The sequence below is a fragment of the Anaerocolumna sp. AGMB13025 genome (assembly GCF_029689925.1).
In the GTDB taxonomy this organism is placed as follows: domain Bacteria; phylum Bacillota; class Clostridia; order Lachnospirales; family Lachnospiraceae; genus Anaerocolumna.
This window is the reverse complement of sequence record NZ_CP121445.1, coordinates 1,211,593-1,236,768: the sequence shown is the minus strand read 5'-3', so window position 1 is coordinate 1,236,768 and position 25,176 is coordinate 1,211,593. Positions and strand designations below refer to the sequence as shown.

The window sequence follows — 25,176 nt, the reverse complement described above, 5'->3', positions numbered from 1 at the left end:
CTAAAGCGCTGGATTTATATATATAGCTATAAATTTATTAATTAATTGACTAATATGATAATTGGCTTAACTATAACAATATAGCTTTATTATGTGATAATGGTCTTAACTATACCTACATATTTTTGGTATATGATTGGCTTAACTATAACAATATATTTTATTATATGATAATTGTCTTAACCATAACTATATAGTTTTATTATATGATGGTTTTTATATCTTACACCTGTAAGATTTCAAAGTCAAGTTAATTTTTCTTATTACCACCGCTGAACCCCATAAAGACAGACAAATCAAAAGACAAAGCATCACCCGCGAAAAAGCTATTGTAATCAAACCAAACATAGGTATAATTAGAATATACAATCGATTAAGGAGTTTATCATGAAAACAGAACTATATTTAGTAAGACATGGCGAGACAGAATGGAATAAAGAAGGTCGGTTCCAGGGCTGCACCGATATCCATCTTTCAGATGAAGGCATATCACAGGCTCATCGTTTAAAAGATGTTTTTCATAATAATTTTGATTATGTTTATACCAGTCCCCTGACCAGGGCAGTACAGACGGCAGAAATTCTCTGCCAGAATAGCAATATCGTAAAGCCAGTGCTTTTAGAAGGCGTACGCGAAATTAATTTCGGAGCCTGGGAAGGTCTTACCATCACTCAGATCAGAGAACAATATCCGGTTGAATATCATGCCTGGCGCTCAGATGAAGAACTTGGCACACTAGTAGGCGGTGACTTAACTCTGCGTAATGCCAGCAACCGGGCAAAGGACGCGATATTAGGTCTGGCTGAAAAACATCCGGGTAAAAGAACGGTAATTGTTGCCCACGGTGGCATCATAAAAGCTGCATTAATCGGTATTTTTGATTGGAAAATGACTATGTATCACCGTTTCTTCCTTGGTAATACCTCCATCACTAAGATATCCATAGGAAACAGCCAGGTCCCTATCCTGATAACCTTAAATGATACAAGCCATTTACCCGAAGAATATACTCCGGCTTAAATAGAACGGTATAAGATAATCCGTTCTTAATTTTGAAACAACCACGAAAGTTCTGATAAGGACGTAAATAAAAAAAGAAAGGTCATTTTATGTCAATCATAATTGCTTCTGCCCAAATGGAACCCAAAGATGAAGATATTGATGAAAATCTTACCCGGCATTATGAATTAATTAATTTAGCCATAAGCTATGGAGCTAAGTTGATCCTCTTCCCTGAATTGTCGATTACGGGATATGTAAGAGCTTCCGGTAAAAAACTGGCTTTTACAGATGACGACGCCCGCCTGGATGAATTAAGAAAATTAGCAAATACCAATAATATTATTATCATAGCCGGAGCTCCAATAATAATATCTTCTGTTTTGCATATTGGGTCTTTTGTATTATATCCTGATAAAACTGTATCGATTTATACAAAACAGTTTCTTCATACTGGTGAAGATGAATTTTATGCTTCTAATTTTGATTATAATCCCCTTATTCATTATGAAAATGAAGGGATATCCCTTGCCATATGTGCCGACATCAGCAATCCTTTCCATGCCAAGAAGGCTGGCAGGGCCGGCACTACTCTATATCTGGCTGGTATCTTCTACACACCAAAAGCAATGACAGAGGCTTATGAGCAGCTGCAAAGTTATGCGAAAAAGCATTCCATGACTGTGATGATGTCTAATTATTGCGGTGAATCATGGGGACTCTTGGCAGGAGGCAAAAGTGGTTTATGGTCTAAGGATGGGGTCTTAGTAGCCAGTGCTGATGATAAAAGCAGTGGGGTATTAATTGGTGTAAAAGCCAAGGATTCCTGGAGCGGGTATTTTATTAAGGCATAAATAATGATTCTGTGTCCGAAAAGGAATTGTTAATAGTTTCGTTACCTGGAAGTAACGGGCTTAACGCTTCTTACAATTCCTTTACAATAACCTGGTCTAACCTACGTTTTGGAACATGATGGACCTGACTCTCATCTCTCCAATATTTTACATCACCCTCAGCGGTAATATCTTCTAAAACCACTTCTTCCTTGGGATAACCAAGTGCAATTACTAAGGTAATATCATATTCCTCATCAACCTCCAGCAGGTTTTTTAACTGTTCCTTTTTAAAGCTGCCAATAAAGCAGCCGCCAAGTCCCATTTCGGCAGCACCCAGAAATATACTCTGGGCGGCGATTCCTTCATCCATGGTTGTGACTTTATTAATGGAATTATCACGGAGCATAATGATGTAACCGGCAGGGCGTTCCGATGGTATTGGTCCCTCCCAGTCCTTTAAATAACCTGCCCAGGCAACATTCTCAAAAACCTTATCATTCTTTTCTCTGGAATTAACTAATATATATTTTAATGGCTGGCGGTTTGCACCACTAGGAGAGAGTCTGCCATAATCGGCAAGTTCTCTTAACTGCTCCATTGTTATTTCTTTATCTCCGTAAAAACGCCTGTAAGAACGGGCTTGTTTTACTAAATCTTTAAACATACACAATCTCCTCTCGTATAAGCATTCATTCCAATTATTTTACAACTACAAAAGCAAATTTTTAACTCAGGCTTTACTCCAGAATTAATCCACTTTGTTCTGCTAACACCTGATATCTGTTCTTAATTTTTTTATCATTAAAAAATACAGGAAATCTCATATTATAATTACCCCATATGGTGCAGGGATATCTTGTAAAGTAAAAGGTACTGAATAACAGCTCCTCCAAGGTAATTTCCAGTAAAAAATGCAATAATTCAGGATTCAGCTTAAAATAAAGACTCTTTGTCCAGTCATTGCATTTTACATAGTTCTGATTTTCCTTTGACAAGACTTTTAAAAACCCTTCTCTTTGTTGTTCTGTTAAATTCCCGTAATAAAAATCAGCATAGGAATCTTCTTCCCCGTTTAAGGCATATATTTCGTCTAAGAACTTTCTATACCCAGCTTTATCACCCTTTAACACCAGATATTTATACTCCGAAAATCCTTCCTCGATCTGGTTAATGATAATAGCTTGTTTATCTCTTAATTCCTCTTCCCAAACGGAATGTATTCCTGAATTTTTATCAGCCTCTTCTATTACTGACGCTTGTTCCCTGCTGTGTTCCGTAATTTCTCCAATGGTCAAGGAACACTTTGCTATGGCATCCTTTACCTTGTTTTCATTCTTGTTTTCATTCTTGTTTTCATTCTTGTTTTCATTCTTGTTCTCATTCTTGTTTTCATTCTTGTTTTCTTTCTTATTTTTCAAACGAATCCTCAATTCCTGCCCTGTATTTTACCCAAGAATAATGTCCTAGTAATAAGATAATATTATATGCATAATATGCTAAAAATTAATATTTAAAATGATACTCAAATCTAAGAAATACAAATACATATTTTTTATGTACCAATGTATAGTATAAGCCCATCATCTTCTGCTTCCTAAACTTCCTGCTCAAAGCAATCTTTCTTATAATTCCTCCGCATAAGACGGCTGATAAAAGGTTCTCCTGGTTATCATATCTACGAGCATTCCATTATATTCATCTACCTGTAATATAACAACTTCATTCGAGTTCTGATTAGTTATAATCAGCCCCATATCATCTTTGGTCAGGGCTATATGCCTTGGGTAGTTTCCTCCGCTGCTCTTATCCTGTATTTTATTTAATACGCCATCCGGATTTATATCATATACGGCTATGGTATCAGCCCCCCTGTTTGCGGCATACAAAAATCTGCCGTCCTTTGATATATCCAGTGCAGAACCATAACTGGTTCCGGTAAAACCTTCGGGAAGAGTGCTTATTTTCTGTAATAAAGTAACTTTTGGCTCTCCATTTATCTTTTCATATAAAAATACATAGATTTCATTGGAATATTCTGTAATCATATATAGGTAATTCAATAACGGATGGAATTTAAGCTGCCTCGGACCAATGCCTTTATCCAGTTGTAGAAAGGGAAGGTTTTGATTTGGCTTTAAAGCACCCGCTTCTGTATCATATATATAGATTCGGTCCAATGCAATATTCGCTGTAAATACCCTGGTTCCATCAGGTTCCAGTGCACAGCAATGGGCTCTTGTAAGACCTCCGGGTATAATAGGCTCAATCTGAAAGAAATTAAGGACTTTGGTAAAATGGAAATCCTCCACTTTAATTGCTGCAACATGTCCGGTTTCATAAAAAGATGCATACAAAACCTGGCTCTTAGGCTGATAAACGATATGGCACAGTGCACCCCCTGTAAGTTCCAGTTTATCCTTTAATATATATTTGTCCTCCTGCCGTTGAAAGCACAGCACTGCTCCGCTCCCGTCATCTTCTCTAATACCGAAGCATATATCATGATAAGTGCATAAATATGATGGTGCAGGGACCTTATCCTCCCACAGGATTTGATTAAATTCCAGACGGCTTGTCATTTCATATAAAGCAATCGAAGCTTCCTGTGCATTTCCAGGTCCATATCCAGAGATCAATAATTCTCTCATCTTATTCTCTTTCATTTTGATCCTCCATTCAAAGCCGAATAATACTCGTAAGCACTAATATTCCCCAAATTTTTCTGACCGGAGACAAGTAGTTTTAGTTACCCCATCAAAACTTGTCCCGGTCATATAATACTTCCGTTTCTGCTTTATTTTTCTTCCTTTAGCTTCTAATTATATTTAACCCCTGCTATCCCATATGTATTAATTTGTAAATCAACGGGATAAAGTCTCTAACTCTTATTTTAACTCTCAAAGGGAAGATTGGCAATCTTTTACTTACGGAAAATTAAAATTATTTATTCATTTTCACCAATACAGTATCAAGCAAATGAATATTTTTGTTTAATTAAACCAAATAAATACATAATATGACATATTAGGCAATTATTAGACAATAAATGATTTTAGGCAGCTAATCCCATTAAATTTTTTTAAATTTTCATTGAATTCAATAAATACAAATTGTCGCTAAATATGGGATAGCTGTTGTTCATGATTGTCTTTTGATAATATTAATAATCCAAACTTCGCATTTATTTTTGTCTTGTATACTTGATAAAATCAGCAAGGAAGTTGATTAAGAAAGCATTGATTATGCTATGTTTCATAAGCTTAGGATTCTGAGCCTGGAATTCACTAATGACTTTTTCAGGTGGTAAAGCAAGACCCAAAAAGCACAAACTCCTCGCTATACTCGTCAAACAGTGTGCATTTTGAGTCTAAACCACCTGAAAAAGTCATAAGTGAATGATCAGACTCAGAATAAAGCGCTTATGAAACATAGCATAATCATGCTTTCAATTTAGCTTTAGGGCTGATTTTATCAAGTGTTTTTAAGTTTATTAACTGCGAAGTTTGAGTGAATAATATTAAGAACAGAATACAATTCCAGAATAATATCGCTAATATAAATACAAGATGAAGCTAAGGAACAGTCCTTGACTTCATCTTGTATTTATGGCTAATACTATATAATTTATTTTGAAAATATCTATTGTTATCTCTAATGCAGATATCACCTGTAAACATCGTTCTAATCCTTATGATGTTATCTGTAATTATTACTGCAATCTTTTTACAGATATCTTCTGCAATTATTGCTGCAATCTTTTTACAGATATCTTCTACAATTATTGCTGCAATATCTATAGCAGATATCTTCTGTATATATTGCAGCTATACCTATAGCAGATATCTCCTGTAAAATAGTGTAACTATTATCATTGATTATATTCCCAGCAATTCATATACCTCTTCCAATGTACTCATCTCACAGACTTTTTCGGAAAGCTGCACAGCTTCTTCATAAGAGGTATTGCGAATAATATTTTTTACATTCGGTATTTCAGCTGCCGACATGCTGAATTCATCAAGTCCTAACCCCAAGAGAATTTTAACTGCCCGTTCCTCACTGGCAAATTCCCCACACATACCTACTTTAATCTTTTCATGACTATTTTTACCGTCATGACCAGTTTTATCGTCATGACCGGCTTTAATAACCCGTTTAATACTTCTTAATACCGATGGATGAAAGGAATTATACATTGGTGCAATCCGTTTATTTCCCCTGTCCACCGCCAGCATATACTGAGTCAGGTCATTGGTTCCGATACTGAAAAAATCTACTTCTTTTGCGAAATCCTCTGCCATCATAACGGAAGCCGGGGTTTCAATCATCATGCCAACCTGAAGGTTTTCGTCAAAAGCAATATTTTCGCTTCTAAGTTCAGCTTTACATTCCTCCATAATCGCTTTTGCCGTACGTAGTTCTTCAACAGATATAATCATGGGAAACATAACCCGAATCTGCCCGAAGGCACTTGCACGGAGTATGGCCCTTAACTGGGTCTTAAACATAGGTTTAAGTTCCAGGGAAATCCGAATAGCCCGCCATCCTAAGAAGGGATTTTCCTCTTTATCAAATTCATAATAGGATAATGCCTTATCTCCCCCAATATCAAGGGTTCTTATGGTCAGTTCGCTGCCACACAGTTTTGCTGCTTCCTGATATACCAGAAACTGCTCCTCCTCTGTAGGGAAATGAGTATTCTCCATATAAAGGAATTCACTTCGAAATAGCCCAATTCCATCTATATTATAGTTAACTGCATTTTTAATATCTTTCACATTGCCTACATTGGCACATAAATGAACTCTTCTGCCATCTTTTGTCTCCGCCGGAAAATTGTTTAATTCAGCTAATTCAAGCTGCCTTTTCTCATACTCTTTACGAAGGGCTGTATACCTGGCAATTGCTTCTTCCTCCGGGTTGATAATAATATCGCCCCTGCCTGCATCTAAAATAATAAAATCCCCGTTTTCTGTCTCCTTCAATATATCCTTAACGCCTACTAAGGCCGGTATACCAAGCCCTTTCGCCATAATGGATACATGGCTTGTAACTCCGCCGTCCCTCGTTATGAATCCAAGAATATACCGAAGGTCAAGACCAGCTGTATCCGTAGGCGTCAAATCCTCCGCTATTAATACAACCGGTTCTTTAATAGAATCAAAGGGATTTAAGTCTATTCCATTAAGATTGCATAATAACCGGTAACGAATATCTTTGATATCTGCGGCCCTTTCCCGCATGTAGTCATCATCCATAGCTTCGAAGATGCTTATAAATTCTGCGGCTGCCTCTTCTAAGGCTGCCTCCGCATTATATTTATCTTTTATCTTCCTTGTAACACTGTCATAAAGAGCTATGTCCTTAACCATTTCCAAATGGGCACCAAAAATACTATTGGTCTTAGCCAGCTCCATAAGCTCATTTGTTGCTTTCGCAACAGCAGCTTCATACCGGTTTAGTTCCCTGGTAATTTCTTCTTCCTGTATCAATCCGGTATTTATTATAAGCTCCGGTTTTTTCACCAGGAAAGCTTTGCCCATAACAATACCCTTTGAAGCTGTCTTTTCAACTTTTATGGCTTTCATATCCCAGCCCTCACTCTTCTCCTAATCCACCGGCTATGGCATCAATTAACTTCTTTAAGTCCTCTTCTTCCGTTTCACCGCTGCATTCCACCGTAATCTCCGTACCGCAGCGGATTGCAGCTGCCATAAGCATAAGGATGCTTTTGGGATTTACGCTTCTTTCGCCGACGCGGATTACAACCTCCGAAGAGCATTTCGATGCCACCTGCACCAGCTCGCCTGCCGGTCTTGCATGGATTCCTGATTTATTAATAACCGTAATTTTCTGACTAACCATACGTACTCTCCTCTCACTTTAACTATATCTTTTGATAATTGCGAAACTCTACTATTGTATCTATATACTATGCAATTAATACAATTCAGAGTTGAATCTTCCCAGTGGGTAACTGAAGCTATGAAATTCGTATTAATTGTAGGGTATATTCAGAAAACTAAATAGTTCGCAATTACCAATACCTATATTTTAGTTTGTTTCATTTATGCTCCAAAATGTTCAAATAAAATTCTCTCTGCTTCTCCGTTCCACAAGCCCTTATGCGCCTTGCAGGATTCGGACAGTTTTTTAAACAAAGGATCTGTCTTGCCTAATTCTTCAAAATCCTCCAGTGCTGTAAGAGGCATATTAAACTGGGTATAAGTCAGTTTTTTGCCCCCTGGGATTTTAGGAAGGTTCAAGGTAGCTTCTGCAATACTGTCAATACCGCCTACATGGGTTACCATTACTGCGGGTTCAATAAGTCCTTTGGAGGATAAATCAATGGCTTCCACTAAATCGTCTGTATTACCGCCGGTTGTTCCCAGTAAGTGTGTGCTGGTATAATGGGTATTATACAAATTGATTTCTGCTTTAAACTGATTATCGGTAGGACCTGCAAAAAAGTTCATGCAGCCGTCAAAGGCTAAGAGGGTATCACCCATTTCAGCCACCTGTTTAATCGGTACATATACAAATACGTCATCATAACCATGACCGTCTGTTAATTTCATAAGATCTTCAATGGGATTTTCCATTGCAGCCGTATTGGCATAGATCAGTTCAATTCCTTTTTCTGATGCGGCAGTTTCAGAAATTACTTCTCTTGCTCTTTGGATTCTGTCATCACTGATATCCGTAACTACGATGCGTTTCGGCTTGTTCTGCGTATATAAACCATAACTTACCGCACCTAGTCCCATAGGACCGCAGCCTCCCATGATTAAGATATTACCGCCTGCCTTCGTTCCCATAGCATGGTTATAATTCTGCTTATTGGTATGGTAGTTGGCATGATAACCTCCGATAATACAGCTCATGGGTTCACCAAGAGATGCCTGGAAGTAGCTTTCTCCATCATAATTTAAAAGGCAGCCAAGTTCCATAACTTCCTGAGGTATGATGCAGTAGGTACAGGCACCGCCGAAGAATTCATAAGAATATCCGGGGGAAGCTAAGCTTCCTTTGTAGTTAAGGGCTGGCTGGAGTGCAAACTTCTGACCTGGTTTAAACTGACTTTCCCATTTAGAACCTACCTTTACGATATCTCCTGCAAATTCATGTCCGATAATAATGGGGTTGGTATCGATGTTCTGAGGTGCTCTTTTATGATTTTTCCCTTGTTTTACTAATTTATAGGTTGACATACAGATACTGTCACTGATTACTTTAACTAAGATTTCATCATCTTTTATTTCCGGTAATTCAAATTCTTCTAATCTTAAATCATCCATTCCATACATTCTGACTGCTTTTGACTTCATATCATTACCCTCCTTTACCCCAGGTTTTCCTGTGGTATGACCTTATCTTGTGAGGAATTGATTTCTCATAAACCGTTTTAGCGTATACAAACCAAAGGGTGAGAAATCCTTGTAATTTCACACTCACATATATTGATAGTTGCGTTTTCTACTTATTTATCAGCTCTTGTTATTTATTTCACTTTGATTATTTATCGCTGCTCTGATTAGTTATCTCTGTTCTGCAATTAATAATCACACAAATCCTTTACAAATTTATAATCTCAACTTTTTTCATTAGCTCCTCTACCAGTTCCCTTGCAGGCGGCTTCGTTCCTTTGGTGGTTACTGCTCCGGCTGAAGCTGCTAACCCTAGCTTTGCACACTCCTTAAGATCAAGTCCCTTATCAATTCCATAAGATAATGCGGCCACCATGGCATCTCCTGCTCCTACGGTGGAGTGGGCTTCTACTCTGAGACCCGGGCATTTTACGATCTGGTCTTTGGTTAAAAATAGTGCTCCCATTTGTCCCAGGGAGACGGCTGCCATCTCAATCCCTTTTTGAAGCAGCTTCTGTCCCATCTTAACCAGTTCTGCTTCATCCGCCCGGTAATCCATGTGATAATATTCCTCCAGTTCGGCACGGTTGGGTTTTATATAATCCGGACCAGCTTCCAGGGAATGTATGAATAATTCTCCATCGGCATCCAAAAATACTTTTGCGCCTTTCTCCTTTACCTTACCAATCAGCTCCTTATACACCGTTTTGCTGATTCCATTGGGAATGCTTCCTGCCAATACAAATAAAACATCTTTTCCAGCATATCCGATCAACTTCTGAGTTAATTCCTCTAATTCCGCTTCACTTACCTGAGGTCCAGGCTCATTTAATTCTGTCACAAAACCGGCTGCTTCCAGGACTTTTAAGTTGGTTCTGACTTCGTTCTTAATCTCAACAAAATCGGATTTTATTCCCTGTTCCTTTAATACTTTTTCAATCAGGTTCCCGCCGCTGCCCCCTATAAAACCGGTTGCAATGGTTTCACCCCCCAAAGCCTTAATGGTTTTGGAAACATTAATACCTTTTCCGCCCACATCGGTAATCACGCTTTTCAGACGGTTTAAACTTCCCTGTTCCAAATGATCTAACTCAACGGTCTTATCAATGGCAGGGTTCATAGTTACTGTTATAATCATGGAATCACTCCTTACCTGTAAAGGTCTGATATATTTCGTCTACACTGCTTTTAATCAAATCATCAACTGCTTCTGTGGTGGATAATTTTTCAGCAATATTAGCTAACACATCCAGGTGTTCTTCTCCAACACCCGCAATACCGATAACTACATAAACCAGTTCATCCTTCCACATGGTGCCTTCCGGAAATATCATTACAGCTATACCGGATTTTTTAATATCCTTTTTCGCTTCCTCCACCCCATGAGGAAGTGCAATACCATTACCGATATTGGTGGAAAAGGTAAGTTCCCTCTTTAACATTCCATCTATATAACTTTCATCTACATAACCGCTTTGATATAATAACTGACCAACTTCTCTTATTACATCTTCTTTCGGTTTTGCTTTACAGTTTAGTATAATATTATTTTTTTGTAGTAAGTCCACTGTATTCTGTTCCTTTCTATTAAAACTTATCTGTTAACGGCTTCTGTTCATGGTTCTATTATAACCTTACCTGTCTTCCTATTTCAACGAATACAAAAATGAGTTTGACACTATCCGTTAGCGACATTATTAAACTACGAATTACCATAAGTTTCCATGCAGATATTACACTTGATCCAGGTAATGATTAAAGTAATTTTTAAGTTCCCTGGAGATATAGTTTTGAACCCGGTCTTTCTCACCTTGAAAAATAAGACGTAAAAATTCATCATCTTCAATAAGCCTGCTGCTTAAATGCCCCATAATATTCCCATTTTCCTTATAATGGGAATCATCAGGGATCAACATGATAATCACGGCATGAACCTTCATAAAAAATGGATCTTCGAACTCCGATAATTCCTTGGTGACGCAGACCGAGAAACTTGGCTTTACCGCACCTTTCGTACGGGTGTGAAGGAGTGCAAAATCATATTCCGGAATAACCTGGGAGGCAATTTTTTCCCTTCTTTTAATATCCTCCTGAATCAGCAGCCGCCTATCATTATAAGGGGTTAACTTTTCGGTAACCGCCACCAGTAATTCTTCAAAGGTAATGAAATTACTGACTTTGAACATGAGAAAATCATTTATAATAGTTTTTATCTGGGTCGCTGCAAAATTAACCTGCTCAAGCTGTTCAGAAAAATCTTTATCAAACTTACTTCTCTTTGGAGTCTTTGCATACAATCGCACCTTGGTTTCAATCTGCTCCAAATCAGAGTCAATGAGTAAGGGACTTACCCGGATTACCTCTATATTTATGTCCTCAAGTTTAATACTGGAAATTAAAAAGTCCAGTTTCTTAAGCACTTCAGGGGTTAAATCCTCTTTGCCGTAAGTAGTGATTTCCGCTCTTTCTTTTAAATAGCGAGTCAGTTTGGTATGCATTAATCTTGAAATACCAATGCCACTGGCACATACGATACCGATATCCACCCGGCGTTTACTTTCCTTCTGATTTTCGAGGCGGACTCCGGCGGCTCCAAAATGCATGGATAAAAAGCCGATTTCCTCCTCCGGCACCTTATAGCCATACCGCTTTGTAATGAAAGCACCAACTTTTAGGCATTTTTTAAAAATATCCGGATAGGTTCCTTTAATCTCTGTTAATAAAGGATTTGAGATAGTCATATGATTTTTAAGCCGGATAAAAGTCGGCTGTAAATGAGCCAATAAACCAACTACAAATTCCTCATCCTGCTTCAGTTCATAGGCCAGCTCCTCATCATAGACATCAATCATGTCATTAATAAAGTTAAGGAGTTCTTCCCGTTCCTTAAGATCCTCTATTTCAATTTCTTCATTTATATATTGTAATTTTGAACCTTTTATATGCAGCAGCACATAGGCAACTTCTATATCAGGAATTTCAATCTGAAATTCCTCTTCCAGAGAATTGGCAATATGCAGTGCCAAATCATAATCTTCATCTTTACTCAGCTTTTCCAATAAATCATTATTCGGTTCAATGATTTCTTCCTGAAGGATACGGTTAACAGCTATGGTCACATGCAGAATCAGCCCGATATAGGAATTCTCCGTAAGCCGCAATAACCGTTTGTCACGTATACTGTTAAAACAGGTTATGACCTGTCTTAATACCTCATTATTAATCAGGTTGTAAATATTTTTTCCTTCGGTATCCCTGATTACTTCCAGTATGGACCTCTCATTATCTCCTGAAAGGTTCTTCATGATTTTAGTGTCTATATTTTCATCAATAAATTTTCTGACCGCAAGGCGGTAGTTCTTTTCACTGCCTTCTAAGGCTACTCCGTATCCCTGTTTTCTTATAATTTTTAAATCAAACTGGTGGAACCAGTCTTCAATCGCTTCCATATCATTGCTGATGGTCGCTTCACTTACTCCGAAGATATTACCGTAATAGTATAATTTCTTAGGGGTCCTGTCTTTTAGTATTTCTAAAATCAGTCTCTTTCTTCTGTCTTCCTTATCCCCAGAATCGATTACATCCTCCTCCTTTAAGTCCGACAGTAGATTCTTTTTATCCGCTTCTTCTCCGTCCAGCCAGATTCCGATCCCGGTTTTGGTCTGCAGCATGACCTTGTACTTTCTTAAAGAAGCATCAATAAATTCAAGCTCTCTTTGTACCGTCCTTTTACTAACCTTTATTTCATCAGCCAGTTTCTTAACTGATACGATCTGATCTTCCTGTAATAAAATAAGCAATATCTGACGAAGCCGCGGTGAAAAATCCATATCCTTATCCCTCCTTTTCCAAATGAATTATCAATATATTTCCGTATACTTCCCAATATCATTACCAGTTCAAGTACCATTACATAACCGTTGATGACACTATTTTTCCTTGTACTTGATTTAACGCAGAGAAATATGTACGAATAAGGGTATTGCAAAATGCAACTACCCTTTTCGTACAAATCACGCTCTATTTATTCTGCTTTAATTCTTCTACCAACATGTCATATTCCGGTGCTGAAAGGAAGTTTTTAATTAAAACCAGTTTAGCCTTGGGATTACTGTGGGCTGCACGTTCTCCAAGCTCTGCATGGGTCACTACAATCTCTGCATCCTCTGGAATACTAGAAACCGGTGAGTGAACTACATTAATGTGTCCTAATCCTGCTGCGGCAAGCTTTTTACGAAGCACCGTTGCTCCCATAGCGCTGGATCCCATTCCTGCATCACAGGCAAATACGATATTTTTAACATTTGTGGTGTCAATGCTTACTGTATCTTTTTTAATTCCTTTGGAAGCTGTTTTCATATCCTGAACCATTTGTTTTGCTGCTTCCATGTCTTCATCTTTTCCAAAGATTTTTAATAATGGAACTGCTACCACACAAGAAACCGCTGTGGCTACCAGTACACCTAAGATTACAGGAATATATCCGGTCTTAGGAGTCATTGCAAGTACTGCAAATATACTGCCCGGAGATGCTGGTGCTACTAAGCCGCCGCCTAATAAATTAAGTGTAAAGATACCACTTGCTCCACCTGCTATAACTGCTAATAATAAGGTAGGATTCATTAAGATATAAGGGAAATATATTTCATGAATACCGCCTAAAAAGTGGATAATGATTGCACCGGGTGCTGAGCTTTTTGCAGAACCCTTACCGGCAATACAATATGCCAATAAAATACCAAGTCCAGGACCGGGGTTTGCTTCTAATAAGAAGAAAATGGATTTACCGATCTGTTTGGATTGCTCCATACCCATCGGTGATAAAATACCATGATTCACTGCGTTGTTTAAGAATAATACCTTTGCAGGTTCGATAAAGATACTTGCTAAAGGAAGTAAACCGTGATCAACGAAGAAACCAACACCTGCCTGCATAATGTTATTTAACTGTGTAACAACCGGAGCAATGCCTAATAATGCAAGGATTGCAAGGATTGCACCGAGAATACCAAGAGAAAAGTTGTTTACGAGCATTTCAAAACCTGCTTTTACTTTTCCCTCGATTACTTTATCAAACTTTTTAAGGAGCCAGGCACTTAAAGGTCCCATAATCATTGCTCCTAAGAACATAGGAACATCCGCACCAACTATGACACCCATGGTTGCTATTGCACCAATAACTCCGCCCCTGTGACCGGCAACCACTTTACCTCCGGTGTAAGCAATTAATAAGGTTAGTAAGGTTGTTGCCATAGGAGTTACCAACGCTGCGAGCTTTTCATTCGGTAACCATCCGGTAGGAATAAATAGTGCAGTAATAATACCCCATGCTATAAATGCTCCAATATTCGGCATTACCATACCGCTTAAAAATCTTCCAAACACTTGAACTTTTTCTTTCATTTCTTACCCTCTCTTCTGAATATTAATCAATCAGTTAATATCATTTTCTGAAGAAAAGACTGGCCAATCATCTTCTTAAGATAGTTTAATTATAACGGTAATACCTGTATAATTTCAACTTTAACAAACGTCAATTTGTCGCTATTCAATAATGACATGACTAAATACCGATCTTATTTAGGCACAATTCACAGTATTGGTGATTTTTATAGAACAAAGTATCAGTTTACAAAACACTTTCGCGCCAGAGCGGATTATGCGATAATAAACTTTCTCTTTGCCAGATGTGCATCCATTACAGAGGGTTTTTATTTAATAGGATGCAACTTTCTATTACATAAAAAAAGCCCAACAAAGCAAAGTCTGAGTCAGGCTTTCTGATTTTAAACCATAAAACTGATAAGGATAAAAATCAAAGTCAATATTAAATATGCAAGAGTAAGCAGCAATAAAATCCGCATAATTGTAAAGATGACCTTCCACATCCGTTTACTAAGGGTTTCCTCTGCCTCGTAAACAGTATAGTTCACAATATCCTTTTTAGCCTGAGCAGCAGAAAGGGCAAGAATAAGGCTCCAGGCGATATATAAACATACTTCTGCCAATACCGAAAGTCCTGCATAGGGTATTGGCAGCATTTCAAAAATAAACATCCAGGGTACCAAAAGAGCAACCAAATATACTGCAAAATGGATCAAACAAATATCCAGTCTGTATTTAACCTTTTCATTCATCGAAGAAACCTCCCAAATTCCATCCGGCCAATCAAGTACTCCTAAGAGCATAAGACCCCTTAAAATAAGGCAGCACGATATTAGTGTATAAAATAATGCAGAGCCGGATTTACTAAAAAACTGCTGCATAGTTTATAAGACTTCTACTATCGCTTTAAGAATAATAGAGTTTTAGGCTATATCGCAGCAGTCCTTTTATTGCTATTAAGTTTTGCAGAAATCCTTCAATTTATACATGTCGTCCTTATTCCAGTTCTAGTTGCTCCAAAATATGATTTTCCTCCAGATCTTTAAGCGTACGCTTTCCCAAGTGACTGAGTAATTCAGCTTTATCTGCCCAAAGATACTCGGTATGTTCTTCTGATAAAGTAACCTGATCCGTATCGCAACTGCACAGATAATTAATGATGACTACCTGCCTGTAATCGTGGGTTTTAAAAGAGGTGGCAAAGAGCAATTTTTCAACAGTAACCGTAAGACCGGTTTCTTCTTGTATTTCTCTTTTCAGACCGCTGATTAAATCTTCTCCAAATTCTAACTTACCTCCGACGAATTCCCATATTCCCCCGGCTATTTTATTTGTTTCTGTCCGTTTTACGATAAGTGCCTTCCTATTATATAAAATGATAGCTTTCATCGCATTTATTATAATGTTGTCCATAACTTCACCTCTTGTCATTCAAGAATCAGACCAATCTCAGATAACAGGCTTACTGCATCCGTATAAGAGAATTTTGCATCCTTTAATGTATTATCCAGAATATTGATTCGAAGACATATCGCTTCTCTGAAATCTGCCTTTTTTAACATATTCTTCTTAAAGGTGGCACCTTCTAAGTTACATCCCATAAACGATGCCCCTTCCAGATTACACTCTTCAAAATAACATCCTTCTAAATTACAACCGTCAAAATGATAGGCTTTTAATTTCATATTAGTAAAAATATTATATCTCAACAAACAGTTACTAGTCTTAATAAAGGGCATGGAAACACCATGAGTATTCGCAACATCCCTCCAGTTAATCCCGATTAACATACAATTATAAAATTCACAGTTAAACATATCCGAATATTTCAATTCTATATTCATTATGGTGCAGTTATAGAACCGGCAGCTTCGGAATGAACAGTCCTTTACCGTAATCTCATTCACCATACAATTATAAAACTCACAATCCGTAAAACTTTTATCCATTAATTCCGTACATTCTGACTGACGGAACTCATCGCCCTCATAACTCTCCATATTGCTCCTCCAAACGTTGATATGATTTAGCCTAATTTAAATCTATCATATTAAATGAATTCTGAAAACCTTTTTTTATTTTTCTTTCGATAAGGAGGCTCTGGTTGCTTATTTGGGTTGAAGCATACAAATCACTTTTAATATTTTATTATAAGGTGTATAATCTCAAAGTACAGAAAATCCTTTCTATCCATCAGGATTACTGTATACTTTACATATGTTTTGATTTTCGCTGCTGATAAACCTAATAAATTACGGAGGAAGAGGAATGCTTAAAAGAATATATGCAAATTATAAAGACATTGTTCTGCTTGGTTTATTGGGTGTTATGATAGGACTTACTGTAGGCGCTATCGATGCGCTGTTTGGAAGAGTGTTACTGACAATTACTGCGTTCAGAGAACAGAATGTATATAAACTGCTGCCGTTTCTTCCTATTATAGGTGTATTTATTACTTATGTATATACCAGATATGGCAAAGACATTATCAAAGGCATGAACCTGATTTTCAGTGCAGGCTTTAATAAAGAAGAAACTATACCAAAACGTTTGATTCCTTTTATTATGGTCAGCACCTGGCTGACTCATTTATTTGGCGGAAGTGCCGGTAGAGAAGGCGTTGCGGTACAAATCGGCGGAACCTTCGCCCATAACCTCGGGAAACATATGAAACTGGAAGACCACCACAAAATCCTGGTGGTAACCGGTATGGCCGCTGGATTTTCCGGTTTGTTTCAAACTCCGTTAGCAGCTGTTTTCTTTGCAATGGAAGTAATGGTAGCCGGCGCCTTGGAATACAGTGCGCTGTTTCCCTGTGTAATTGCCGCCTTTACGGCAAGTTACACTTCACATTACTTAGGTCTTGAAAAATTCAGTGTTAACTTATCAGACAAAACAGGTCCCCTTGAGGTATCCTTTTCCTTCCTTATCAAAGTAATTATGATCGGCGTCCTTTTTGGAGTTACCGGAGGTCTGTTTGCTCATACCTTAGCAAAGGTAAAAGCATTCTTAAATAAGCTCTTTAAAAATCCTATACTTAAAATATTTATAATCGGATGTTTGTTAAGTATAAGTCTGATGTTTATTCATCATGGAAGGTACAGCGGTCTTGGTACGAACCTGATTGGGGGGGTCTTTGGAGGAGACACCATATATCCTTATGACTGGATATTAAAATTTATTTTTACCATATTGACTTTAGCTGCAGGATTTCAGGGCGGGGAAGTGACCCCTTTGTTTGCCATCGGATCGGGCCTTGGCGCATTTTTAGGCAGTTTATTGGGTCTGCCCACCGCCTTAGCCGCAGCTCTTGGATATACCGCCGTATTTGGAAGTGCCACCAATACTATGCTGGCTCCTATCTTTATTGGAGTTGAAGTATTTGGTTTTTCCTATCTTCCCTACTTTTTTGTGGTTACCGCATTTGCCTATGTATTCAACGGAAACAAAACAATCTATGCTGCCCAGAAATCCATGTACTAGACTAAGGCTTTTTGAGGGTTTGCCTATTAATTATATGGTCGTCAGCTTAATGATAGCTTTTTCTAAAATATCAAATCCTGCTTCCAACTGCTCGTCTGTAACCACCAGCGGGCTTAAGAAACGTATAACATTATCATAAGTTCCAGCACTTTCAATAATTAAGCCGTTCTTTACACATTCTTGTACCAGTCCTGCCACAAGTTCCTTATTGGGTTCTCTGGTCTTTGCATCCTTAATAAATTCGATGCCAAGCATTACGCCAATTCCGCGGATATCTCCGATTACCGGATACTTTTCTTTAAAACCTCCAAATCTTTCTTTGCATTTTTCTGAAATTGCAAGCGCACGGTCACACAGTTTATCCCTTTCAATAATTTCTATTACCTTAAGAGCAGAGGCACAAGCCAGGGCATTACCGCTGTAGGTTCCTCCAATGGTTCCCGGAGTAACCGCATCCATAATCTCGGCTCTTGCCGTAACCGCAGACAAAGGCACGCCGCCTGCTATGGATTTTGCTGTAGTAATTATATCCGGTGCACAGCCTTCCTCCTCCCAGTAGTTTGAGACAAACAACTTACCGGAACGGCCAAAACCACACTGAACTTCATCTGCAATTAAGAGAATCCCCTTTTCATCACAGATTTTACGGACTGCCTTAACCCATTCAATAGGTGCAGGTACGAAACCACCTTCTCCCTGTACCGGTTCTACTACAATAGCAGCCACATAATCTGCTGGAGAACAGTCTTCGAATACACTGTTTAATCTGCCGATATAATACTGAACTGCTTCTTCATCGGTAAATCCCTCTGGTTTTCTGTACAGGTAAGGAAATTCTGCACGGTATATACCGTCTGGGAAGGGTCCCATTCCCCTGGCGTAAGCTTTCTTGGCAGTCATTGTCATGGTAAGGGTGGTTCTGCCATGAAAAGCTCCGGAAAATACGATAATATTAGGCCGTTTGGTATAAGCCTTTGCAATTTTAACTGCATTTTCATCTGCTTCTGCACCACTGTTTACAAACATCGTCTTTTTGGTATCACCCTTAACTGGCACAATATCGTTCATTTTTTCAGCCAAGGATATATAGCCTTCATGGGTAACAATATTCATCATGGCGTGGAAATAATGATCTGCCTGGTCTTTTACTGCTGCTATTAATTCCGGCTGGCTGTAACCAACATTCAAAACACCGACACCACCTACCCAGTCTAAAAATATATTTCCATCCACATCTTCAAACATAGCCCCTTCTCCCCGTTTAATCACACAGGGATAATTACAGCGGATTGCACCGGGAATTGCTGCTGCTCTCCTGTCAATGATTTCTTTCGCTTTCGGACCTGGCAGGGTCTCGGTAATTATTTTTGGTAATGCAGTTTTTAACATATTGAATTCCTCCTAATCGATTCATAGAAAAATTTTTAATATAATGAACGGTATATACCATAAACCGTCTCTTTATCCAGTTCCACATAATTATTAGCCATAAGCCGTCCCTGCTTTTCCATAACAGATGCCGTGAATTCCTCCAGCTGGTCCTCTCTAACCCCATACTGGCTCAATGCTTTCTTAGGAACGATGTGGTTAAATAACTCTTCCAATTCTTCATAAACCCTGTCTGCACTGCAATGTAATATACCTGCTAAAAATGTATTTAACTGCTTTATCCTGCCATCGGGATGAAGTCTTTGATAAGTTTTAAAAACTCCGGTAAATATAGCATAATTGGATTCCCCGTGAGGTACATGATACGCCGCGCCAAAGGGATAACTCATAGCATGGACTGCCGCCGTACCTGCATTGCCAAAAGCAATTCCTCCATAAGTACTGGCGTAAAGAAAATCTGAAATCAGAGGTATTCTGGCTTCCTCACCGTTTTTAGCAATTACCTGATACCCTTTTATCAGTATCTCCATGGCCTTTAAAGAGAAAGTCTCAGTAAAGGGATTCGCTTTGGGAGACAAATAGGATTCAATCGCATGGATAAAGGCATCAATGGAACTGGTGGCAAAGTAAGGAAAGGGCAGTTTCTCAAGTAATTCCGGGATTAACACCGCATAATCTGCAAACAGTTCATCGACCGCAAGACCAAGCTTTGTGTGTCTGGAGACAAGTTCCAGAATCGAGATATTGGTAACTTCACTGCCTGTTCCGCAGGTGGTAGGCACTAATATCAGCTCTTTCTCCTTAAAAAGCTCAAGCTTTCTGTCAAATAAATCTAAAACAGGTGATACCTTCTTTAGTGCAAACAGCTTTGCTACGTCAAGAATAGTACCACCTCCTATGGCAATTACTCTGTTATATGAAATATCTTTGAGATCGGCATATATTGCTTCTACCATTTCATCATTTGGTTCTCCTGCACCGTACTTTCGGAAGAACACCACTTTAGCTTCTAAGGGAATATTATTAAAATAATCCTGAAAAGTATGTTCACTGGTTATAATTAAATCTTCTTTCCCGATGCGAAACGTATCACAAAATTCTCTGCAAGTATCATACTGCTGAATTGTGGTTTTCAATCTGAACTGTTTCATAATCCTCCTGTTTTCTAAAAAGGCATTCAATTGATATGAATGAAAGGGGTAATCTTCCCATAAGAAATCTTTATTCTGGATAAAGACTTCTAAGGTATTTTCTCCTGCTATGCCTTATCTTTATGGGTTTAAGTTATTGATTGGGAAATATCGTAACACAAAAAAATGATACAAACAACGTCCATGAGCATAAAAAACATTGTAATTTTTGTGCTGGACAACCGAGAATTCATATTTTATAATGAATTTGTGTAAATAAAAATACTAGGATATGGATTTTAAATACATAGATAGAAATCCAGAAAGGAGCAGTATGGCTGTTAGTTTAAACGAGATCTATTCCGACACAAAGCAAAAATTTAAACTGGATCTGCTTGCGGGCAGGGAAGGTCTTAAAAATACCGTAAGCTGGGTTCACCTTATCGAAGATGTTACCACAACGGACTTTATCCGCGGCAGTGAACTAATTATCACTACAGGACTGGGGGTTAAGGATGAATACTGGCTGGAACACTTTATTGAGAGCCTGTCCATACAAAAAGCCGTGGGTCTGATTGTCAATGTAGGTGCTTACATCAAGGAAATTCCTCCACACACACTGGAATATTGCGATAAGATTCATTTTCCCCTCTTTGTTATGCCCTGGGAGATTCATCTTGTAGATATCATGCAGGACTTCTGCAACCGTATTATTCAGGCAGAACAACTGGAACTCAATGAATCCACGGCATTTCTCAATTCGTTTATGACTCCTGGTTACAAAGACTCCTATCAGCCTTATCTGGAACAAATCGGTTATAAACTAAAAGGTTCTTACTGTGTGGTAGTAATCCATCCCGATAAAGAAATCCCTCTCCCGGAAAAAGATCTGCTCTTTAAAAAATTCCGGATCCTGGCTACTAATATTCTTAACCGCCTGACTGTTTTATTTGGCATTGTAATTCTTGGTCAGGAAATTTTTATTATCTTTCACGGCAGTTCGGCTGACAAAATCCAAAAATATTCAGAAAAGCTCAGTCAGGGTTTTAAAAAAGAGTTTGCTTTTTACAAAATCCGTATTGGTGTAGGTCCTCTGGTAACAGGCGCGGACAATATATGTAAAAGTTATAAAAGAGGACAGGCTGTGCTTCGTATCGGGAAGAAACAGAACAATGATATCGTGTTCTATGATGATATCGGCATCAACAAGGTCATATTGGCCGTGGAGGACCGGCAGGTATTAACTGACTTGTATCAGGATAACTTAAGTATTTTAGAAAATTATGATAAACAGCACAATACAGATTATCTTGATATCTTACGGTTATACCTGTTACACAACTCAAGTGTACAGGCTGTAGCAGATGAAACCTTTACCCACAGAAACACAATAAATTACCGGATAAAAAAAATTAAGGAGCTTCTATCCTCAGATCTTGATACCATGGAAGACTGTTTCCGGTTTCAATTAGCCTTTTATATCCATGATATACTGGAAGATTCCGAAAACTAAATAAACTAAATTTAGTATCAAAAAAAATCCGAACAACAAGATACATAGTTGTCTTCCTCCCAAGTAAGAATTGATTTTTATAATAAAACAAAATCAATTGCAACTATTTAACTGTAAAAAAATAACTATAAAAAAATAAAAATTTTGATTGACAGCTAAAAAAAAGAATGATAATATATGCAACATCAAGAAGCGATACAATGGTGTATTAAGATTAACTCCTGTCTTAATACCCTTTTTTTATGTTAAAACTCTTTGGTATCACGTACCAAGGTCCCCCGTTTACAAATTTCCAGGGGCGAATTCAATAATTTAATATCGGTAAAAAAACTGTTGTAAAGGGGCACTAAAAAGCTTATAGTGTCTCTTTTTTTATTACTGATTTTGTATTAGCCAAAAGCATTTCAACTCAAAAGGAGGGTTACAGCATGAGTGATAAGGCAAATGAATATATTATCCGGGTTTACCAGTTGTCGAAGAATTTCGGGAAGTTGGAGGTACTAAAAAATATCAGCCTGCATGTAAAACGCGGAGAGGTTGTAACCATAATCGGACCTTCCGGCTCAGGGAAAAGTACCTTTTTACGCTGTATGAATTTACTGGAAGTCCCAAGCGGCGGCAAGATGTATTACAAAGACAAAGATATGTTAGACTTAACTACCGACAGTAGAATTCTTCGAAAAAATGTAGGCATGGTATTTCAGAAATTCAATTTATTTCCCACAAAGACAGTGTTACAAAACATCATTATGGCTCCTATGAGGATCAATAAAAAAAGCAAAACAGAAGCTACCGAAATAGCCATGAATCTTTTAAAAAAAGTAGGACTTGAGGATAAGGCCAATAATTATCCAAAAACCTTATCCGGCGGACAGCAGCAAAGGGTGGCTATCGCAAGAGCTTTGGCCATGCAGCCGGAAATGCTCCTGTTTGATGAACCGACTTCTGCCCTGGATCCGGAATTAGTCGGCGATGTATTGGCGGTTATGAAGGAACTGGCAACGGAAGGAATGACTATGGTAATCGTAACCCATGAAATGGCTTTTGCTAAAGATGTTTCCGACCGTGTTATTTTTATGGATAAAGGATATATCGTGGAAGAAGGACCACCGGGAGAAATCTTTGGTAATCCGCAAAACGAACGGACCAGGGATTTCTTAGCCAGGGTATTATAAGGCTCCGCCAGTAACCGGAGACCCACCGCGATTCCTTAAATAACCGTTTCCTGCTCATCCTTTCAGAGATAGTAAAATAACCAAATTTCCATTGGTTTATTATTTATTATAAAGAGCAACTTAAGAAAGTACTTATGTTACCCAAATGAAGGAGGAACTATATGAAAAAGTATACCAGATTATTTGCAGTTTTAGCAGTACTAGTTATGTTGTTTACAGCCTGTAGCAAAGAAACCAAAGACGTCGGGGCCAAAACGGGGGATGCAAACTCCTCTGTTACATCAGATGCAACAAGTACATCCGCCACAGCAGATTCCGAAAATGTCAGTCCCACCTTAAAGCGCTTACGGGAGCAGGGTTATATAACCATCGGCTCTAGTAATGATGCTCCCCTCTCCTACATCGATGTAAAAACCAATGAGTATACCGGTGTTGATGGAGAAATCTTTAAAGACTTAATGAAGCGGCTTGGAGTTCCTGAAGTCCGCATGAAAACCGTGGCATTTGAAAACCTGTTAATCGAATTAAATAATAAGTCCGTGGATATGGTGGTAGATGCCATGTACATAAAACCGGAACGCCAGGAAATCGCATTATTTACTAATGTATGGTATTCCGAAGGTGACTGTCTTCTTGTTAAATCCGATTCTGACATTAAAAGTCTTACTGACTTAAAGGATAAGACCGTCGGAGCACAAAAGGGCACCGCATTTCTGGAAATTGCACAGTATTGGGAATCACAGGGATTAATTAAAGAGCTGACTATTATGGGTTCCCAGTCCGAATTAATGTTAGCGGTTAATACCGGTAAAGTAGATGCCTGTGTCACCGATTCCATCATTGCCGGCTATACCTTGACCCAGGATTCCAGTCTTGATCTGAAACTGGCAGAGGATTATGTCTCGGATTCCAAGGGTAATATCGGTGCCGCCTTAAGATTTGAAGATAAAGAGTTCTGTGCGGAAGTGAATAAAGTTCTGGATGAGATGAAGGAAGACGGTTCCTTAATGAAATATCTGGAACAATACGGAATGAATGAAAGTGCCTTTGTAGGAGTTGACGAGGGTAAAACCGTCCAATAGTCATATATGTGGTCAGCATACCTGCTCAAATTAAACAAAAAACGTCACTTTAAGGTGATATGCGCATGGAGGTTACTATGGAAATAATTAAGAGGCTGAATTTTAAAGATGCTGCCGAGTATTTAATACCTTCATTAGGAAAAGGCTTGGGTTTGGTAATTCAGGTAACTCTACTCGCATTCCTGCTTGGTGTTATACTGGGTTTGTTTATAGCAATCGGACGTATCAGCAAACACAAGATCTTAAAAACCATATTGGTTATACTGATTGAGTTTATCCGGGGAACCCCTTTACTCGTACAAATCGTATATATGTACTTCGTTATGCCTTTATTGGTTGATATTTTTCTTCAATTAATTGGTTCGGATTTTAAGTTTGAGCTGAGTCCTATTGTTGCAGGTGTACTGGCCTTAGGTATTAACTACAGTTGTTACTTATCAGAAGTAATCCGTGGTGCCATTGAATCCATAGACCCCGGTCAGATGGAAGCAGGACTTGCCTTGGGATTTGGTAAAACCGAGACCTTATTCCGTATCGTACTGCCCCAGGCTATGAGAAATGTAGTACCGGTATTCGGCAACTACCTGATCATGATGATTAAGGACACTTCTTTGCTAGCTTATATCAGTGTATATGAATTGCTGCTAAGAACCCAGACCTATGCTTCCCAGACCTTTTTAACAATTGAATCCTATACGATTTTAGCCGGAGCATATTTAATCATAAGCCTTCCGATGTCACAGTTAGTTAAACTGATTGAAAAGAAATTAAAATGATAGGAATGTGCAGCTTTTTATACCGGTCTATATCTCACCAA

At 38.3% G+C, this 25,176-nt stretch carries 22 protein-coding genes; 7 read left to right on the top strand and 15 right to left on the bottom strand.

Going from position 1 to position 25,176, the window contains the following annotated elements:
• Nucleotides 1–387 precede the first annotated feature (387 nt).
• Nucleotides 388–1,020 carry a histidine phosphatase family protein gene (locus tag QA584_RS05200; protein WP_278273444.1) on the top strand — a complete coding sequence of 211 codons (633 nt, stop codon included), beginning with the start codon at nt 388–390 and terminating at the stop codon, nt 1,018–1,020.
• Between the two features lie 89 nt (nt 1,021–1,109).
• Nucleotides 1,110–1,853, top strand: a complete 744-nt coding sequence (locus QA584_RS05195; RefSeq protein WP_278273443.1) for a carbon-nitrogen hydrolase family protein — start codon at nt 1,110–1,112, stop codon at nt 1,851–1,853.
• Nucleotides 1,854–1,923: 70 nt separating this feature from the next.
• On the opposite strand, the gene QA584_RS05190 is transcribed toward QA584_RS05195, so the two are convergent.
• The 13 genes from QA584_RS05190 to QA584_RS05130 form a co-directional block, all read right to left on the bottom strand.
• Nucleotides 1,924–2,499 (bottom strand): nitroreductase family protein, encoded by a 576-nt coding sequence (locus tag QA584_RS05190; protein ID WP_278273442.1) that lies wholly within the window; start codon nt 2,497–2,499, stop codon nt 1,924–1,926.
• Between the two features lie 73 nt (nt 2,500–2,572).
• Nucleotides 2,573–3,253 (bottom strand): hypothetical protein, encoded by a 681-nt coding sequence (locus QA584_RS05185; protein ID WP_278273441.1) that lies wholly within the window; start codon nt 3,251–3,253, stop codon nt 2,573–2,575.
• Between the two features lie 204 nt (nt 3,254–3,457).
• On the bottom strand, nt 3,458–4,498 hold the full coding sequence (locus QA584_RS05180; protein WP_278273440.1) for a lactonase family protein: 1,041 nt from the start codon (nt 4,496–4,498) through the stop codon (nt 3,458–3,460).
• Between the two features lie 1,212 nt (nt 4,499–5,710).
• On the bottom strand, nt 5,711–7,423 hold the full coding sequence (gene ptsP / locus QA584_RS05175; RefSeq protein ID WP_278273439.1) for a phosphoenolpyruvate--protein phosphotransferase: 1,713 nt from the start codon (nt 7,421–7,423) through the stop codon (nt 5,711–5,713).
• A 10-nt stretch (nt 7,424–7,433) separates the two neighbouring features.
• Nucleotides 7,434–7,700, bottom strand: coding sequence for an HPr family phosphocarrier protein (locus tag QA584_RS05170; RefSeq protein WP_278273438.1), 267 nt, complete (start codon nt 7,698–7,700; stop codon nt 7,434–7,436).
• Between the two features lie 203 nt (nt 7,701–7,903).
• The gene (locus QA584_RS05165) at nt 7,904–9,163 is read right to left on the bottom strand and encodes a zinc-binding dehydrogenase (RefSeq protein ID WP_278273437.1); all 1,260 of its coding nucleotides are present in this window, start codon (nt 9,161–9,163) and stop codon (nt 7,904–7,906) included.
• A 247-nt stretch (nt 9,164–9,410) separates the two neighbouring features.
• Nucleotides 9,411–10,340, bottom strand: a complete 930-nt coding sequence (gene pfkB, locus QA584_RS05160; protein WP_278273436.1) for a 1-phosphofructokinase — start codon at nt 10,338–10,340, stop codon at nt 9,411–9,413.
• A 4-nt stretch (nt 10,341–10,344) separates the two neighbouring features.
• On the bottom strand, nt 10,345–10,770 hold the full coding sequence (locus tag QA584_RS05155; RefSeq protein WP_278273435.1) for a PTS sugar transporter subunit IIA: 426 nt from the start codon (nt 10,768–10,770) through the stop codon (nt 10,345–10,347).
• A gap of 165 nt (nt 10,771–10,935) precedes the next feature.
• On the bottom strand, nt 10,936–13,032 hold the full coding sequence (locus QA584_RS05150; protein WP_278273434.1) for a BglG family transcription antiterminator: 2,097 nt from the start codon (nt 13,030–13,032) through the stop codon (nt 10,936–10,938).
• Nucleotides 13,033–13,222: 190 nt separating this feature from the next.
• Nucleotides 13,223–14,605, bottom strand: a complete 1,383-nt coding sequence (locus QA584_RS05145) for a PTS mannitol transporter subunit IICB (protein ID WP_278273433.1) — start codon at nt 14,603–14,605, stop codon at nt 13,223–13,225.
• 383 nt (nt 14,606–14,988) lie between these two features.
• Entirely contained in the window at nt 14,989–15,339 is a 351-nt protein-coding gene (locus QA584_RS05140; RefSeq protein ID WP_278273432.1) for a hypothetical protein, read from the bottom strand.
• A 244-nt stretch (nt 15,340–15,583) separates the two neighbouring features.
• A complete protein-coding gene (locus tag QA584_RS05135; RefSeq protein ID WP_278273431.1) occupies nt 15,584–16,000 on the bottom strand; it encodes an NUDIX hydrolase in 417 nt (138 codons plus the stop codon).
• Between the two features lie 14 nt (nt 16,001–16,014).
• The gene (locus QA584_RS05130; RefSeq protein WP_278273430.1) at nt 16,015–16,587 is read right to left on the bottom strand and encodes a pentapeptide repeat-containing protein; all 573 of its coding nucleotides are present in this window, start codon (nt 16,585–16,587) and stop codon (nt 16,015–16,017) included.
• 268 nt (nt 16,588–16,855) lie between these two features.
• On the opposite strand from QA584_RS05130, the gene QA584_RS05125 reads away from it, so the two are divergent.
• On the top strand, nt 16,856–18,070 hold the full coding sequence (locus QA584_RS05125) for a chloride channel protein (RefSeq protein ID WP_278273429.1): 1,215 nt from the start codon (nt 16,856–16,858) through the stop codon (nt 18,068–18,070).
• A 30-nt stretch (nt 18,071–18,100) separates the two neighbouring features.
• Here the strand turns inward: QA584_RS05125 and QA584_RS05120 are convergent, their stop codons facing one another.
• Nucleotides 18,101–19,459, bottom strand: coding sequence for an aspartate aminotransferase family protein (locus QA584_RS05120; protein ID WP_278273428.1), 1,359 nt, complete (start codon nt 19,457–19,459; stop codon nt 18,101–18,103).
• Nucleotides 19,460–19,494: 35 nt separating this feature from the next.
• Nucleotides 19,495–20,610, bottom strand: coding sequence for a 4-hydroxybutyrate dehydrogenase (locus QA584_RS05115; RefSeq protein ID WP_278273427.1), 1,116 nt, complete (start codon nt 20,608–20,610; stop codon nt 19,495–19,497).
• Nucleotides 20,611–20,923: 313 nt separating this feature from the next.
• Here QA584_RS05115 and QA584_RS05110 point away from each other — a divergent pair, with 313 nt between their 5' ends.
• The 4 genes from QA584_RS05110 (at nt 20,924) to QA584_RS05095 (ending at nt 25,135) form a co-directional block, all read left to right on the top strand.
• Nucleotides 20,924–22,102: a PucR family transcriptional regulator gene (locus tag QA584_RS05110; RefSeq protein WP_278273426.1), complete on the top strand. Its 1,179-nt coding sequence runs from the start codon at nt 20,924–20,926 to the stop codon at nt 22,100–22,102.
• Between the two features lie 428 nt (nt 22,103–22,530).
• Entirely contained in the window at nt 22,531–23,277 is a 747-nt protein-coding gene (locus QA584_RS05105; protein ID WP_331487842.1) for an amino acid ABC transporter ATP-binding protein, read from the top strand.
• 161 nt (nt 23,278–23,438) lie between these two features.
• Nucleotides 23,439–24,359 carry a substrate-binding periplasmic protein gene (locus tag QA584_RS05100; RefSeq protein ID WP_278273425.1) on the top strand — a complete coding sequence of 307 codons (921 nt, stop codon included), beginning with the start codon at nt 23,439–23,441 and terminating at the stop codon, nt 24,357–24,359.
• Between the two features lie 77 nt (nt 24,360–24,436).
• Nucleotides 24,437–25,135 carry an amino acid ABC transporter permease gene (locus QA584_RS05095; RefSeq protein WP_278273424.1) on the top strand — a complete coding sequence of 233 codons (699 nt, stop codon included), beginning with the start codon at nt 24,437–24,439 and terminating at the stop codon, nt 25,133–25,135.
• The last annotated feature ends 41 nt before the right edge of the window (nt 25,136–25,176 follow it).